Below are 12,290 nucleotides of genomic sequence, written 5' to 3'. Positions count from 1 at the left end.
GTAGCCAGCCCAAGGAAAACCGCCCGGCGTCATGACGAACCGGGCGGTTTTTTTATGCACGAGCGATGGGCCGCACCGCCAGTTGCTCCGCGCTGGCGTAGATCGTCACGTTGTCGGACGCCAGCTGGCGCAGGTGCTCGAAGAAGGCCTGAGCCGGAATGGCCCACGATGCCGCATCGCCAACTTGCCCGTTCATGCGCAGGCCGGCTGCATCGAACTCGCGCGCAAAATAATCGCGCAAATCATCCCGGCTTGCATGGTCGATGCGGCGCTGGGCGACTGCCTGGTCGAACGGGCGCACGGGCACCTCCCAGCGCCGGCCGGCGTGGTCCAGGCAGGCCAGCAGCTTGGTATCGTCTTCCCACACGCGCACGGGAAAGGCGTCGCCCATCGCGTCTTCCAGCGCGTGATAGAACGTCACCGGCCCCATGGAAATGCCCAGGCCCAGCACCTTCGCCTGGTCGCAGCCGATGAAGCGCTGCCAGGGCGAGCCCGTGCCGAAGATCGAGGGCGCGCGGTGGTGCGCCTCGGTGAGAGCGACGGCATGGCGGCCCCACGCGGACACGGAGTGAGTAGGGTGGATGCTGCGGTGGATATTGCCGCTTGCCAGAAACGCTTCGGGCAAGCGCCCCATGTGCGTGCCATGGCGGCGCGGGTCGAACACATAGTCTTTCATTTCACAGGTGGCGCGCACGGTGCCGCCGGGCAGGTAGTAGGTGGGCAGCAGCACGGTGCCTTGCGGGCCGACGGCGTCCTGCAGGGCCTGTACCACGGCGAGCGCGCCGCCTTCCACGTAGCCGAGGCTTTTCAGCGAAGAATGGATGAATAGCGTGTCTCCCTGCGCGATGCCCAGCCGCGCCAGGCCGGCGACCAATCCGGAGCGCGTCACGTGGCGGGCGCTGTGGCGCATGTGCCTGGCGCTGCCGGTGCGGCGCCACGCTTCCAGCGCGGCCCTGGCGGCGTCTTTGGCTCGCTCAAGCATCGCCGGCCTCCCGTGCCAGTTCCAGTTCCAGCAGGTTCGCATCGATGCAGAACTTGGCGGCCCAGTTCAGGTAAGCCCAGGTGCCGTAGTCGCCATCGACGGGAAACGAGCCCTTGACGCCGCCGCGTGCATGTGCGGGACCGTCGATGCTGATCGAGCGCCGCACGTAACGGTTCAGGCGGCGCCCCGCGTCGAGGTAGCGCCGCTCGCCCGTGAGCCGGTACAACAGGAACAGGCAATGCGCATTTTGCGCGGAACCCGTGAGGCAGGCGTAGCTGGCTCCCGGCTGGAAGTCCGGGCCGAGGCGGCCCGCCAGGTAGCCATCGGCCGCCACGGCGTTGGCGACGCTCGTGCCGGTACGCACGGCGGCGTCCAGCAGGTCGGCGCGCGCCGAAAAGCGGTGCGCTTCAAGCACGCCGCGCAAGGCGTAGCCGATGGTGTGGGTCAAAGGCAGGAGCGGGTTGTCGAGGCAGTTGGAAGCGAACCAGCCGTTGGGGCGCTGTTTGGTCAACGCCCAGTCGACCTGGCGCAAGCCGGCCGCGCCATAACTGTGGCCCGGTGCGATGCGGTCCGCTTCGAACAGGCCCCATGCCACATGCGTCTCATAAGCCTTGTCGCCGGGGCCGGCGAACGGCGTCGGATGGCGGCGCCAGCAGCCGTCGGCATCCTGGCTGTCGCGCAGCCATCTTGCCGCGCGGTGCATGGCGTCCTCGTAGGCTTCGCCATACGCTGCCACGCCGGCGGCCAGGCCAAGCAAAATCTGGCCCGTGTTGAAGGTAACGGGCACGCGCGGCGTGGAATCGATCTTCCCGCCCTGGAAACCGCCTTGCGGGAACTGGATGGCCACGCACCAATCGAGCATGCGCCGCGCCCGTGCGTGCAGGGCATCATCTTCACCATGGTCGCCCGTGCGCTGCGCCAGGGCGATCATGGTGGGGATGATGTAGCCGGTGGTCTCCGGGTAGGAGCTCGACCAGCCCGTCAGCAAATTGTAGTCGCGCGCGACGCCGCCGTCGTGTGAGCTGGAATGGTCTTGCGCCGCGCACAGCCAGGCCGTGCAGGCCTGGACGACGGCTTGCGGGCCGGGGTCAAAGGCGGGCAGGCCGCGCCGGTCCGATAGCCGCTCCATGCGCGCCGCGGCCGGCAGGCTCGCCTGCGGCGCCAGTGTGTTGCGGATCTTCGTGAGCAAGGTGCGCATGGCATTCCATTTGGTGATTGGCTCAGGCTACTCTAGCGCTGGCAGCCCGCACGGCTATTGACTTGCCGCAAGGATTCGCTGCCGCCGGAATTGACGCATAATGGCTACTTCACCGTCGTCGACGAGGCCCGCCATGAACAATGTCACGCTTGAGTATTCGGTCGTCACCAATCCCGACTCCTTTGTCGGCTTCAAGTATTACGTCAAGGCGGGGCAGGCATTCGATGCTGACGATTTCGCCTATTCCTACAAGCTGAACCGCTCGGACCTGGACCCCGACAGCGTGCTGGCCGCCCGCGAGGCGGCGGCGAATCTGCAGCTGGGCGAGTGGCTGACGGTGTCGCATTCGGTTGCGGCGTAGCGATACGGCTGTGTGTTTCTACCTTAACTTTACCGGCCCGCCAGGGATCTATGCATCCGAATCTTTCAGCATTTCCTGATATTTCCATTGTTCCAACCTTGCCTGAACACGCGCAAGCGCTGGCCACCCTGGTGTCGCAAAACCGTGAGCACCTGCAAGCTTATTTGCCCGCCGTGGTGCAGCTGGACTCGTTCGGCGAGGCGCAGGCCTATCTGCAGGCCGCTGCCGCACGCGCGGCCAGCGGCGAAGTCCTGGAATGGCATGTTTTCTCCGGCACGGTCTTGTGCGGCAGCATTCGCCTGAAAGACATCGACACAGAGGACCGGAAAGCGAAAATTGGCTATTACCTCGGGCACCAGTACCAGGGCCGGGGCATCGCCAGCGCCGCGGTACGGGCCGTCCTCGCGCATGCATTTGGCGCGCTGCAGTTGCACCGCATCGAATTGCAGTGCGCGGCCGGTAATCACGCCAGCATGGCGCTGGCCGAGCGGCTGGGGTTTGTGCACGAAGGCGTGCTGCGGCAGGGGGAGCTGTTAAATGGCGTGTTTGTCGACCTGCACATCTTTGGTTTGCTGCAACCTGATTTTGTGCCGGAGGATGTGGCCTTTAGTCAGGCATGAACCAGGCCCGCAGTTCATCCTCGGCCCTTTGCGCCGTTGCCTGCGTCAAGGTCAGCACGATGATCTTTTCCTGTGCCGGGCGATGCCCATCGCCGTCGGCCAGTTCGATGGCTTGCTCGAAACTCGTGTAGTCGTGGCCGAATTCACGCGGGCATTGCTGCACGATGCGCGCCGCCTTGCCGGCGTTGCGGTCGGCCAGGTTGACGATGGGATTGCCGTCATAAAACGGCTGGCCATTGGCAAACGCGGTGCGCAGATACGGCGCACATTGGTCATCGAGGAAGGCCAGGCGTGCCTGCCAGTACGCTTGCAGTGCCGCATACATGGCCTGGTCTTCGAGAAAATCGGCAAACAGGAAATTGTTCATAGGGTTGCTCCGGCTAGATGCCGAACACTTTCAATATCGCGTCGGTGAACCCCTCGAACCAGCTGCCCACCTTGCCCGGCTGCTTGCCGTGGCGCGGGGTTTCTTCGTACAGGTAGACGCCGTTGTCGCCATCGAAGCGGTCGTTGAGCAGCGCCTGCCGGCCGCGCAGGTAGGGAATGAAGGTTTCGCTGCGCAGGGTCGAATACAGCACGTCGGTGCTGAAACCCAGGGTGGCGGATTGGCTGATGGAGCGCCCCTGGCCAGCCCGTTCCAGGCGCACGCCACGGCAGCCGCGCACGATCAGCGTGACGGGACCGCGAAAGACGATGAAGCGCAGCTGCAGGGTGAGCCAGGCGTGCAGACTGCCCAGGCGCCAGTGGCTCGATATCGCCAGCGGCTGGTCCGCGTCGCAGACCAGGCCGACCAATCCCCGTGGCTGGAATACCAATGCGCTGCCGGCCGGCAGGTGCACGACGGCCACTTCCAGCAGCGGATCGTCGCTGGCCGATATCGTCACGGATGCCGGCTCGCTGCTTTCCAGCCGCGTCAGCGCCACCATGCCGGCCGCCAGGCTCGTGAAGGGAAAGCGCCAGTCCAGCAGCCACTGCGTGCGCTTGGTGCTGCTGACGGGCGACGACTGCAGGTATGCGGGGTGGATCAGCATCTGCTGGCCCGGCTGCAGCAGCAATGCTTGCGAGACGGCGGAAATGCGCGATTTGCCAAGCGGCGGGAGAGGCAGGGCGCTGCCCGACAGCTGCAGTTCGTGCGCGATGGACAAGGGTTTCAGGCGCGAAGCGACGGGCGCCAGCAGGAAGTAAAAGCAGGCCTTGATGGCGACGGGCAGCAGCATGGCCGACAGCACCAGCAGGGCGGCCGTGGGCGCCACGTCCATGACGGGCGCGCGCCAGCGGGCGATCCAGTTGCGCGCCAGCTGCGCCTCGCTCGTGGCGATGGCCGCCTGCACGGGCGCCAGCGCGCCGGCCAGCGCCGCGCCATCGATGGCGAATGGCGCGGGGCGGGCCGCATTGTTGGTGCGCGCGCGCTGCGCTGCCCAGGCGCGATACGCTTGCAGGTTGATCTCGCGCCAGCGCTGCCCCTCGGCTTCGAGGCGCGACAGCTGCGCGTAAGCGTCGCTGCCAGGCAGGTGCGCCGCCAGCGGGTGCTGCGCTTCCAGTTCCCGACGCTGGCGCAGATTATTTTGCAGTGCCGCATACGCGCGCACATGTTCCGCATGCATGCGCGCCAGCGTGTGCCGCGCATCTTCGCCACTGATCGCCGCCTGCAGGGCCGTCAGATAGCGGGCTTCCTGCGCCAGCACTTCGATTTCCACGCGGCGCGCCGCTTCTTCCTGCGCGTGCAGGGCCAGCGTGTGCGTGTCGGGCAGGGGGAGGGTAAACAGCGACGCTTGCTGCCGCGCGTGCAAGGCCGTCAATTGCGCCTGGACTTGCGCCAGGCGCGCGGCGATGGCTGTTTGCGAGGTTTTTTGCAAGGCGTTGACCCTGGCTGTGGCGGCATCCGCCAGGCCGGCGCCATGGCTGCCGGCGCTGTCGGACGCCTGGCGCAGTGCGGCGATGGCCTCGCTGCCGGCGCTGTAGGCGCGCCATTCGGCCAGCAGCAGGCGTCCGGCCAGCAGGATGACGATGAACAGCGCGAACTGCAGCAAGTGGCGCAGCAGGAAGCGCAGGATGGCCGTCAGCAGCTGGCGCAAGGAGGAATCGCCTTAGGTCGCCGCGCTATCGGCGTCGGCACAGCATTTCTTGTACTTCTTGCCGCTGCCGCAGTGGCACGGGTCATTGCGGCCCGTTTTCGGCAGGTCGCGCAAGACCGTGGCGCCGGACTGGCTTTGCGCCTGGCTTTTCAGGTGGCGCTGGCGCGCCCAGGCCGCGTTGATGGCGATGACGGCGGGAATCACGCCATCCATGGCCGTTTCGGCTGCATCGTCATCGAGTTCGCTGGCTGTGGCCAGGTGCTGGAACGGCGCCAGGTATTGCGGATGGCTGACGGCCAGGGCCGCCCACTGGGGCTTGTCCAGGCTGGTGCCAAGGACAAAACCGGCGCACCAGGCGGGTACGCTCCATTCGGGGCCGCAGACGTAGATGGGCTCGAAGCTGTCCGGGTCCTTCGCCAGCCATTCGACCATGTAGGCGTGGTGGCGCTGCGCCAGGCTGGCGGCCCGTTCGCTGGCCTCGTCTTGTGCGGGTGCCGTGGCGCCGGCAGCCTTGTCCCACACCCATGGCAACCATTGCTCCGGCGCGATCTGTTTCGGGCTCAGGGCGACGGCCGTGAGGAAACCTTCCAGCATCGACACGTCCATGGCACGGCCGGCCAGCGCGGGCGCGGCCAGCAAGGTGTCAAGTTCGGCGTATTCGTCGTCGGAGAGGGGCGAGGTGGTGGAGATGCTGGACATAATATTCTTTGGTGATGTGGGTGGAGTGGCCGGTGGCCCTGGCCGTATTGTACCGCCCGGCAAGGGGAAAGCCGGCGCCGGAATGCAAAACGGCGGCCCGCAGGCCGCCGTTCCGATCTACAGCAAGACGCTTACTTCACGCCGTGCATCAGTTTGTTGATCAGCGGTGCGATCAGGAACAGGATCACGCCGGCGCCCAGCAGGGACCAGAAGCCGAAGGTGTAGCCGGACAGGGCCGACTGTACCGACATGCCGCTTTCGCCGCTGACGTGGCTGGCGAAGATGCCCGACAGGTTGTTGCCGATACCGGTCGACAGGAACCAGCCGCCCATGCCCAGGCCCACCAGGCGCACTGGCGCCAGCTTGGTGACCATCGACAGGCCGATAGGCGACAGGCACAGCTCGCCGATCGATTGCAGCACGTAGACGGTAGTCAGGGTCCAGAACGGGATCTTGTTGTCTGCGCCAACCAGGCTCGACAGAGCGAAGATCAGCAGGCCGAAGGCCAGCGCATTGCCCAGCAAGCCCAGGCCGAATTTGCGCGGGATCGACGGATTGACGTTGTGGCGTGCCAGGTAGACCCAGACGGCGGCGATGATCGGCGCGAAGACGATGATGGCGACCGAATTGACGGTCTGGAAGTAGGCGGTCGGGAAGATCCAGAAGCCCAGGTCGCGGTTGACGATCTTGTCGGCCAGGAAGGTAAACGAGCTGCCAGCCTGTTCGAAGAACATCCAGAACAGGATGTTGAAGACAAAGATCAGCAGCATGGCGATGACGCGGTCGCGCGCCACTTTGCCGTTGCGGATGCCTTCGATCATCAGCATCACGGCCAGGCCGACGAACAGCACGGTCAGGACGATTTGCAGCTTTTCAGCGCCGACGGTCAAGAGGAAGTACATCAGCGGGATCACGCACAGGCAGCCCAGGGCGACCCAGACGACGCGCATCGGGTTGCCGGCGCCGGCTTCCGGTGCGCCGATGCCCTTCAGGGCGCGGCGGCCGATGAAGAACCATACCAGGCTGATCAGCATGCCGAAACCGGACGCCATGAAGACCATCTTGTACGAAGGCATGGCGCTGGTGCCGAAGATCGACTCGGCCAGCCACTGGGTGAAGACGGGCGCGACCATGGCGCCCATGTTGATGCCCATGTAGAAGATCGTGAAACCGCTGTCGCGGCGCGGATCGGCTGTCGTGTACAGCTTGCCGACCATGGTCGAGATGTTCGGCTTGAACATGCCGTTACCGACGATCATGGTGGCCAGGCCCAGGTTGAAGATGTCCTGGTTCGGCACCGAGATGCAGAACAGGCCGGCTGCCATGAAGATGGCGCCCAGCAGGATCGAACGCTGGTAACCGATGACCCGGTCGGCGATGTAGCCGCCGAACAGGGCGCCGGCATACACCAGCGCGAGGAAGGAACCGTAGGTCAGGTTGGCCGCTGCCTGTCCCGAACCGTCGCCAGCATGGAACTGGGCCACGATGTACAGTACCAGCGCCCAGCGAACTCCGTAGAACGCGAAGCGTTCCCAGAATTCAGTCATGAACAACATCCACAATGGGCTTGGATGGCCCATAATCTGCTTGAACTCGGGAATAACGGCTTCCTTGTTGGGCGTAGTCGCACCGCTCATGCGGTTCCTCCTGAAAAATTATTATAGTCAATCGATACAACGAACTTATGGAAGCCTGCGGGCGGCGGGGACTCTCATGAAGAACCTCACGCACGGGAATTCCAATAGGCTGGCATTCTAATCTACAAATTGCGCTGAGCGAAGGTTTCCATTCGCATTAGCAAGAATGACTGTTTCATATTAATCAAACCGGTTTGCAGGCAAGGGCGGCCCCGGTGATTTTGTGGCGGCACAGCACAACTTGCCCGACTTGTCGTATATTAAGGCTGCAAGACCTTCGAGCATCGATTTTTAAAGGGATTTTTCGCATTATGGAACACGACGTTATCGATACTCTGGTTTCACCGGAAGGCCGCCTGGACGTGCTCTCCAAGACTGAAGTCAACAAACTGCTCGACACCAGCCAGGGCGGCCTGTACAACACTTTCCGCCGCTGCGCGCTGGCGGTCTTGAATTGCGGCAGCACCATCGACGATGGCCGCGCCCTGCTGGAGCGCTACCAATCGTTTGAAATCTCCATCATCCAGCGCGAGCGCGGCATCAAGCTCGACATCAAGGGCGCGCCGGCCATCGCCTTTGTCGACGGCAAGATGATCAAGGGCATCCACGAGCACCTGTTTGCCGTGCTGCGCGACATCATCTTCGTCAGCGATGAAGTGACGGGCAACCCGAAATTCGACTTGCAGAGCACGGAAGGCGTGACGGACGCCGTCTTCCACATCCTGCGCAACGCCAACGTGCTGCAAACCCAGCTCAACCCGAACCTGGTCGTCTGCTGGGGCGGCCATTCGATCAACCGCGCCGAATACAATTATTCGAAGGAAGTGGGCTACCAGCTGGGCTTGCGCGGCCTCGACATCTGCACCGGTTGCGGCCCCGGCGCCATGAAAGGCCCCATGAAGGGCGCTACCATCGGCCACGCCAAGCAGCGCCTGCACAATGGCCGCTACCTGGGCATCACAGAGCCGGGCATCATCGCTGCCGAGTCGCCGAACCCCATCGTCAATGACCTCGTCATCATGCCGGACATCGAAAAACGCCTGGAAGCGTTCGTGCGCGCCGGCCACGGCATCGTCGTCTTCCCCGGTGGCGCAGGCACGGCCGAAGAGATTTTATATATCCTCGGCATCCTGCTGCATCCGGACAATGCCGACATCCCGTTCCCGCTGATCTTCACGGGGCCGGAAACGTCGCGCGAGTATTTCGTGCAGATCAACCAGTTCATCAGCGACACGCTGGGCCCGGAAGCGCAGCAGCGCTATAAAATCATCATCGACGACCCGGAACTGGTGGCGCGCGAAATGCTCGAAGGCATACGCCAGGTGCGCGAATTCCGCAAGGCGCACAGCGATGCGTATTACTTCAATTGGCTGCTGAAGATCGACCACGAATTCCAGAAGCCGTTCCAGCCCACGCATGAAAACATGCGCAACTTGAGCCTGCACAAGAACCAGCCCACGCACTTGCTGGCAGCCCAGCTGCGCCGCGCGTTTTCCGGCGTGGTGGCGGGCAACGTCAAGGATGACGGCATCCGTTCGATCGAGGAGCACGGCAACTTCGAGATCCACGGCGACAAATCCATCGCCGGCCCCATGGATGCGCTGCTGGCCTCGTTCGTGGCGCAGCACCGCATGAAACTGGCGGGCACGGCGTACGTGCCTTGCTATACAGTAATCCAGTAACTTTTCAGCCAGCGCCGCCCGCCCTCAGCATTTGCCGGGGGCGGGCGGCGTTTTTTCATTGATGCCCCCATCGTGTTCCTTCGCCGCCACAGGCAATCAAATCGCTTGCGTCATCGATGCGTGGGTGCTATCTTTGGAACCGGTTCCAAAATAAAAATATGCAGATCAACAGGTAGTGGAGATAGACCTTGGATTCAGTACGCGGCAGCAAAAAAAACCTCTCCGGCGAGCCGGCCCGGCCCGTGACCATCGCCCAGGTGGCGCGCGAGGCGGGCGTGTCGAAGACCAGCGTGTCGCGCTTTCTCGGCGGCGAGCTCGACGCTTTGTCCGAGAACATCCGCCAGCAGATCACCAGCACCATCGCGCGCCTCGGCTACCAGCCGAACCAGATGGCGCGCGGCCTCAAGCGGGGCCGCACGCGCCTGATCGGCATGGTCGTGGCCGATATGCTGAACCCTTACACGGTGGCCGTGCTGCAAGGCGTGGAAGCGGCTTGCCAGCAACATGGCTATACCTTGATTCTGTGTAATACCGGCAATGACGAACAGCGCGAACGCCAGTCGCTGGCCGCGCTGCGCTCGTACAGCGTGGAAGGGCTGATCGTCAACACGCAAGGGCGCAATATTGAATCGTCCGATTTGCAGCAGGCGGACATGCCCATCGTGCTCGTCGACCGCCGCATCGAGGGCGCCGATTTCGACCTGGTGGGGCTGGACAATGTGCAGGCGGGCCGGCTGGCCACGGCGCATCTGATCGAGCAGGGGTTCGACGCCATCGCCTTCGTCGCGCCGCCCTTGACGGGCGTCAGCTCGCGCCTGATGCGCGCCGAGGGTTTCCAGGCCGTGATGGCCGAGCATCCGGCTTGCGTGGGTGCAGTGCTGGCGGTGGACCTGGACGACCGGCCTTCCATCGACGCGCAGGTGCGGCAGTGCCTGGCGCAGTGGCGCGGCCGCCGCGTGGCGCTGCTGGCCTCGAACGGCATGGTGGCGCTGGAACTGGCGCTGATGCTGCAGCGCCTCGCCTTGCGCATGCCGCAGGACGTGGGCTTGCTGGGTTTTGACGAATTGCCGTGGTCGCCGCTGGCGGGCCTGAGCACGATAGAGCAGCAGACCTATGAAATCGGCTTTTCGGCGATGACGTGCATGCTGTCGCGCCTGCAGGGCGAGCAATGCCCGCCGCGCGAAGTGCTGTTGCCTGGCAAGCTGATTGTGCGCAACTCCACCCGCGGCGGCGACTGACGGGGAAGAGGGCCTTGCCCTTTTTTTTGGAAAGGTTATGGAACCGGTTTCATAGATTGTATTCACACTGGAAAGGGGCGTGGGTAGTCAAGCGTAGTCAAGCGTAGTAAAGGTGGAAAAGGGCAAGAGACGAAATAAATCGTCCATTTGACAATATTCCCGGAAGTGCCTCGACGAGGCCGGTACCGGGATCACAGGAGACTGAGCATGAAGATGACGACACTGTTTTACGCGAAATTCGTGGCCTGCGCACTGGCAGCAACGTGCGCCCTCGGCGCGGCGGCCGACGCCGGCGCCCAGACGCTTGGCGACTTGATCAAGAAGGGCAAGCTGACCATCGGCGTCGTCAGCGGCACGCCGCCGTTCGGCAGCATCGACGCCAAGGGCGCGCCCGTCGGCTATGACGTCGACGTGGCCAACCTGATCGGCAAATACCTGAACCTGCCCGTGGAAGTCGTGCCCCTGACGGCGCCGTCGCGCGTGCCGTCGCTGGAATCGGGCAAGGTCGACTTCCTCGTGGCGACCCTGGCGCCCACGCCGGAACGGGCCAAGACTCTGATGTTCACCATGCCCTACAGCGCGTTCGAGCTGGCCATCGTCGCGCCCGTCGGCGGCAAATTCAAGGCCCTGGCCGACTTGAAGGGGAAGAAGGTGGGCATGACGCGCGGCACCACCAATGACACGGCGCTGAGCCGCATGGCACCGGCTGGCACGGCCATCGTGCGTTTCGAGGATGACGCCACCGTCACCCAGGCTTTGCTCAGCAAGCAGGTCGATGCAGTCTCGATTCCCAGCACGATGGCGCTCGACATCATCAAGACGCGCGGCGCCGGCAAGATCGAGGTCCGCTTCGCCTACTCGCTGCAACCGAACTCGATGGCCGTGCGCCGCGGCGATTTCGAGCTGCACCAGTGGCTCAACAACTTCATCTATTACGTCAAGCTGAACGGCGAACTCGACGCCATCGCGCGCAAGTGGAGCGGCGCGCCGCTGCCGGCGCTGCCGACCTTTTGATACCGCCAGCCGCATAGGAAAGTGCCCGTCCGCACGGCGCGCCGCCATGGTGGCGCCGCCGGGGATGCGCACGCAGACAAGGAGTTGAGTATGCCGTATGAATTTCATTTTGAACTCGTCATGCAATCGCTGGACCGCCTGCTGTGGGGCGCGGCATTGACGATACGCCTGAGCGCCTTGGCGATGGTGCTGGGGCTGGCGGTGGGCGTGTGCGCCGCCGTCATCCTGAAGAACGGTCCCGCCTATGCCCGCGCCGTGGTGCGCGCCTATGTCGAGATCATCCGCAGCACGCCGTTCCTGGTGCAGCTGTTCATCATCTACTTCGGCTTGCCGTCGCTGGGCTTGCAGCTGGACGCGAACGGCGCCGCGCTCGTCGCCATGACGGTCAACCTCGGCGCTTATGCGGCCGAGATCGTGCGGGCCGGCATCGGCGCCGTGCATCCGTCGCAGCTGGAAGCGGCCCAAGCCCTGGGCATGACGCGCTGGCAGGTGATGCGCCACGTGGTGCTGCTGCCGGCGCTGGAAAAAGTGTATCCGGCGCTGGCCAGCCAGTTCACCTTGATGATGCTGGCCTCAAGCGTCGTGTCGGCCATTTCTGCCGAAGAGCTGACCGCCGCCGCCCACCTGCTCGACTCGGAAACCTTCCGCAGCTTCGAGATCTACATCGTCGTGATGGTGCTGTACATCCTGCTGGCCCTGCTGTTCCGCTTCAGCTTCTGGGTGCTGGGCCAGATCGTCTTCAAACGCCGCCGCCGTCTGGGCGCGGTGCGCATGGGAGCATGAC

General features: G+C 64.1%; 12 protein-coding genes. 6 read left to right on the top strand and 6 right to left on the bottom strand.

Annotated elements, in window-relative coordinates; all coding sequences use genetic code 11:
- Positions 1-52: 52 nt before the first annotated feature.
- On the bottom strand, positions 53-982 hold the full coding sequence (locus tag CLU91_RS05805; protein WP_157814614.1) for an AAC(3) family N-acetyltransferase: 930 nt from the start codon (positions 980-982) through the stop codon (positions 53-55).
- Positions 975-2,180, bottom strand: a complete 1,206-nt coding sequence (locus tag CLU91_RS05800; RefSeq protein WP_100873395.1) for a hypothetical protein — start codon at positions 2,178-2,180, stop codon at positions 975-977. The genes CLU91_RS05805 and CLU91_RS05800 overlap by 8 nt, the downstream gene beginning before the upstream one ends.
- 133 nt (positions 2,181-2,313) lie before the next feature.
- On the opposite strand from CLU91_RS05800, the gene CLU91_RS05795 reads away from it, so the two are divergent.
- The gene (locus CLU91_RS05795) at positions 2,314-2,541 is read left to right on the top strand and encodes a hypothetical protein (RefSeq protein ID WP_100873394.1); all 228 of its coding nucleotides are present in this window, start codon (positions 2,314-2,316) and stop codon (positions 2,539-2,541) included.
- 50 nt (positions 2,542-2,591) lie between these two features.
- Complete coding sequence (locus CLU91_RS05790) at positions 2,592-3,161, top strand: GNAT family N-acetyltransferase (protein WP_100873393.1); 570 nt, start codon at positions 2,592-2,594, stop codon at positions 3,159-3,161.
- Here CLU91_RS05790 and CLU91_RS05785 read toward each other — a convergent pair.
- The 4 genes from CLU91_RS05785 to CLU91_RS05770 form a co-directional block, all read right to left on the bottom strand.
- Positions 3,148-3,528, bottom strand: coding sequence for a hypothetical protein (locus CLU91_RS05785; RefSeq protein WP_100873392.1), 381 nt, complete (start codon positions 3,526-3,528; stop codon positions 3,148-3,150). The genes CLU91_RS05790 and CLU91_RS05785 overlap by 14 nt on opposite strands.
- Positions 3,529-3,541: 13 nt before the next feature.
- Positions 3,542-5,236, bottom strand: coding sequence for a hypothetical protein (locus CLU91_RS05780; protein ID WP_100873391.1), 1,695 nt, complete (start codon positions 5,234-5,236; stop codon positions 3,542-3,544).
- 12 nt (positions 5,237-5,248) lie between these two features.
- Positions 5,249-5,935: a UPF0149 family protein gene (locus CLU91_RS05775; protein WP_100873390.1), complete on the bottom strand. Its 687-nt coding sequence runs from the start codon at positions 5,933-5,935 to the stop codon at positions 5,249-5,251.
- Between the two features lie 131 nt (positions 5,936-6,066).
- Positions 6,067-7,515 (bottom strand): peptide MFS transporter, encoded by a 1,449-nt coding sequence (locus CLU91_RS05770; protein WP_442906595.1) that lies wholly within the window; start codon positions 7,513-7,515, stop codon positions 6,067-6,069.
- Positions 7,516-7,883: 368 nt separating this feature from the next.
- On the opposite strand from CLU91_RS05770, the gene ppnN reads away from it, so the two are divergent.
- The 4 genes from ppnN (at position 7,884) to CLU91_RS05750 (ending at position 12,289) form a co-directional block, all read left to right on the top strand.
- Positions 7,884-9,254: a nucleotide 5'-monophosphate nucleosidase PpnN gene (gene ppnN / locus CLU91_RS05765; RefSeq protein ID WP_100873388.1), complete on the top strand. Its 1,371-nt coding sequence runs from the start codon at positions 7,884-7,886 to the stop codon at positions 9,252-9,254.
- A gap of 188 nt (positions 9,255-9,442) precedes the next feature.
- Complete coding sequence (locus CLU91_RS05760; protein WP_100873387.1) at positions 9,443-10,492, top strand: LacI family DNA-binding transcriptional regulator; 1,050 nt, start codon at positions 9,443-9,445, stop codon at positions 10,490-10,492.
- Between the two features lie 207 nt (positions 10,493-10,699).
- Complete coding sequence (locus CLU91_RS05755) at positions 10,700-11,506, top strand: transporter substrate-binding domain-containing protein (RefSeq protein ID WP_100873386.1); 807 nt, start codon at positions 10,700-10,702, stop codon at positions 11,504-11,506.
- A gap of 90 nt (positions 11,507-11,596) precedes the next feature.
- A complete protein-coding gene (locus CLU91_RS05750; RefSeq protein ID WP_100873385.1) occupies positions 11,597-12,289 on the top strand; it encodes an amino acid ABC transporter permease in 693 nt (230 codons plus the stop codon).
- The last annotated feature ends 1 nt before the right edge of the window (position 12,290 follow it).

Origin of the sequence: Janthinobacterium sp. 64 (assembly GCF_002813325.1) — a bacterium.
GTDB lineage: Bacteria > Pseudomonadota > Gammaproteobacteria > Burkholderiales > Burkholderiaceae_D > Janthinobacterium.
The sequence above is the reverse complement of the archived record's forward strand: the minus strand, read 5'-3'. Positions and strand labels throughout refer to the sequence as shown.

What these genes read in the sequence shown, in the direction of transcription:
- CLU91_RS05805 (WP_157814614.1), bottom strand. Translation starts at nt 982, where the DNA reads ATGCTTGAGCGAGCCAAAGACGCCGCCAGGGCCGCGCTGGAAGCGTGG.
- CLU91_RS05800 (WP_100873395.1), bottom strand. Translation starts at nt 2,180, where the DNA reads ATGCGCACCTTGCTCACGAAGATCCGCAACACACTGGCGCCGCAGGCG.
- CLU91_RS05795 (WP_100873394.1), top strand. Translation starts at nt 2,314, where the DNA reads ATGAACAATGTCACGCTTGAGTATTCGGTCGTCACCAATCCCGACTCC.
- CLU91_RS05790 (WP_100873393.1), top strand. Translation starts at nt 2,592, where the DNA reads ATGCATCCGAATCTTTCAGCATTTCCTGATATTTCCATTGTTCCAACC.
- CLU91_RS05785 (WP_100873392.1), bottom strand. Translation starts at nt 3,528, where the DNA reads ATGAACAATTTCCTGTTTGCCGATTTTCTCGAAGACCAGGCCATGTAT.
- CLU91_RS05775 (WP_100873390.1), bottom strand. Translation starts at nt 5,935, where the DNA reads ATGTCCAGCATCTCCACCACCTCGCCCCTCTCCGACGACGAATACGCC.
- CLU91_RS05770 (WP_442906595.1), bottom strand. Translation starts at nt 7,515, where the DNA reads ATGGGCCATCCAAGCCCATTGTGGATGTTGTTCATGACTGAATTCTGG.
- ppnN (WP_100873388.1), top strand. Translation starts at nt 7,884, where the DNA reads ATGGAACACGACGTTATCGATACTCTGGTTTCACCGGAAGGCCGCCTG.
- CLU91_RS05755 (WP_100873386.1), top strand. Translation starts at nt 10,700, where the DNA reads ATGAAGATGACGACACTGTTTTACGCGAAATTCGTGGCCTGCGCACTG.
- CLU91_RS05750 (WP_100873385.1), top strand. Translation starts at nt 11,597, where the DNA reads ATGCCGTATGAATTTCATTTTGAACTCGTCATGCAATCGCTGGACCGC.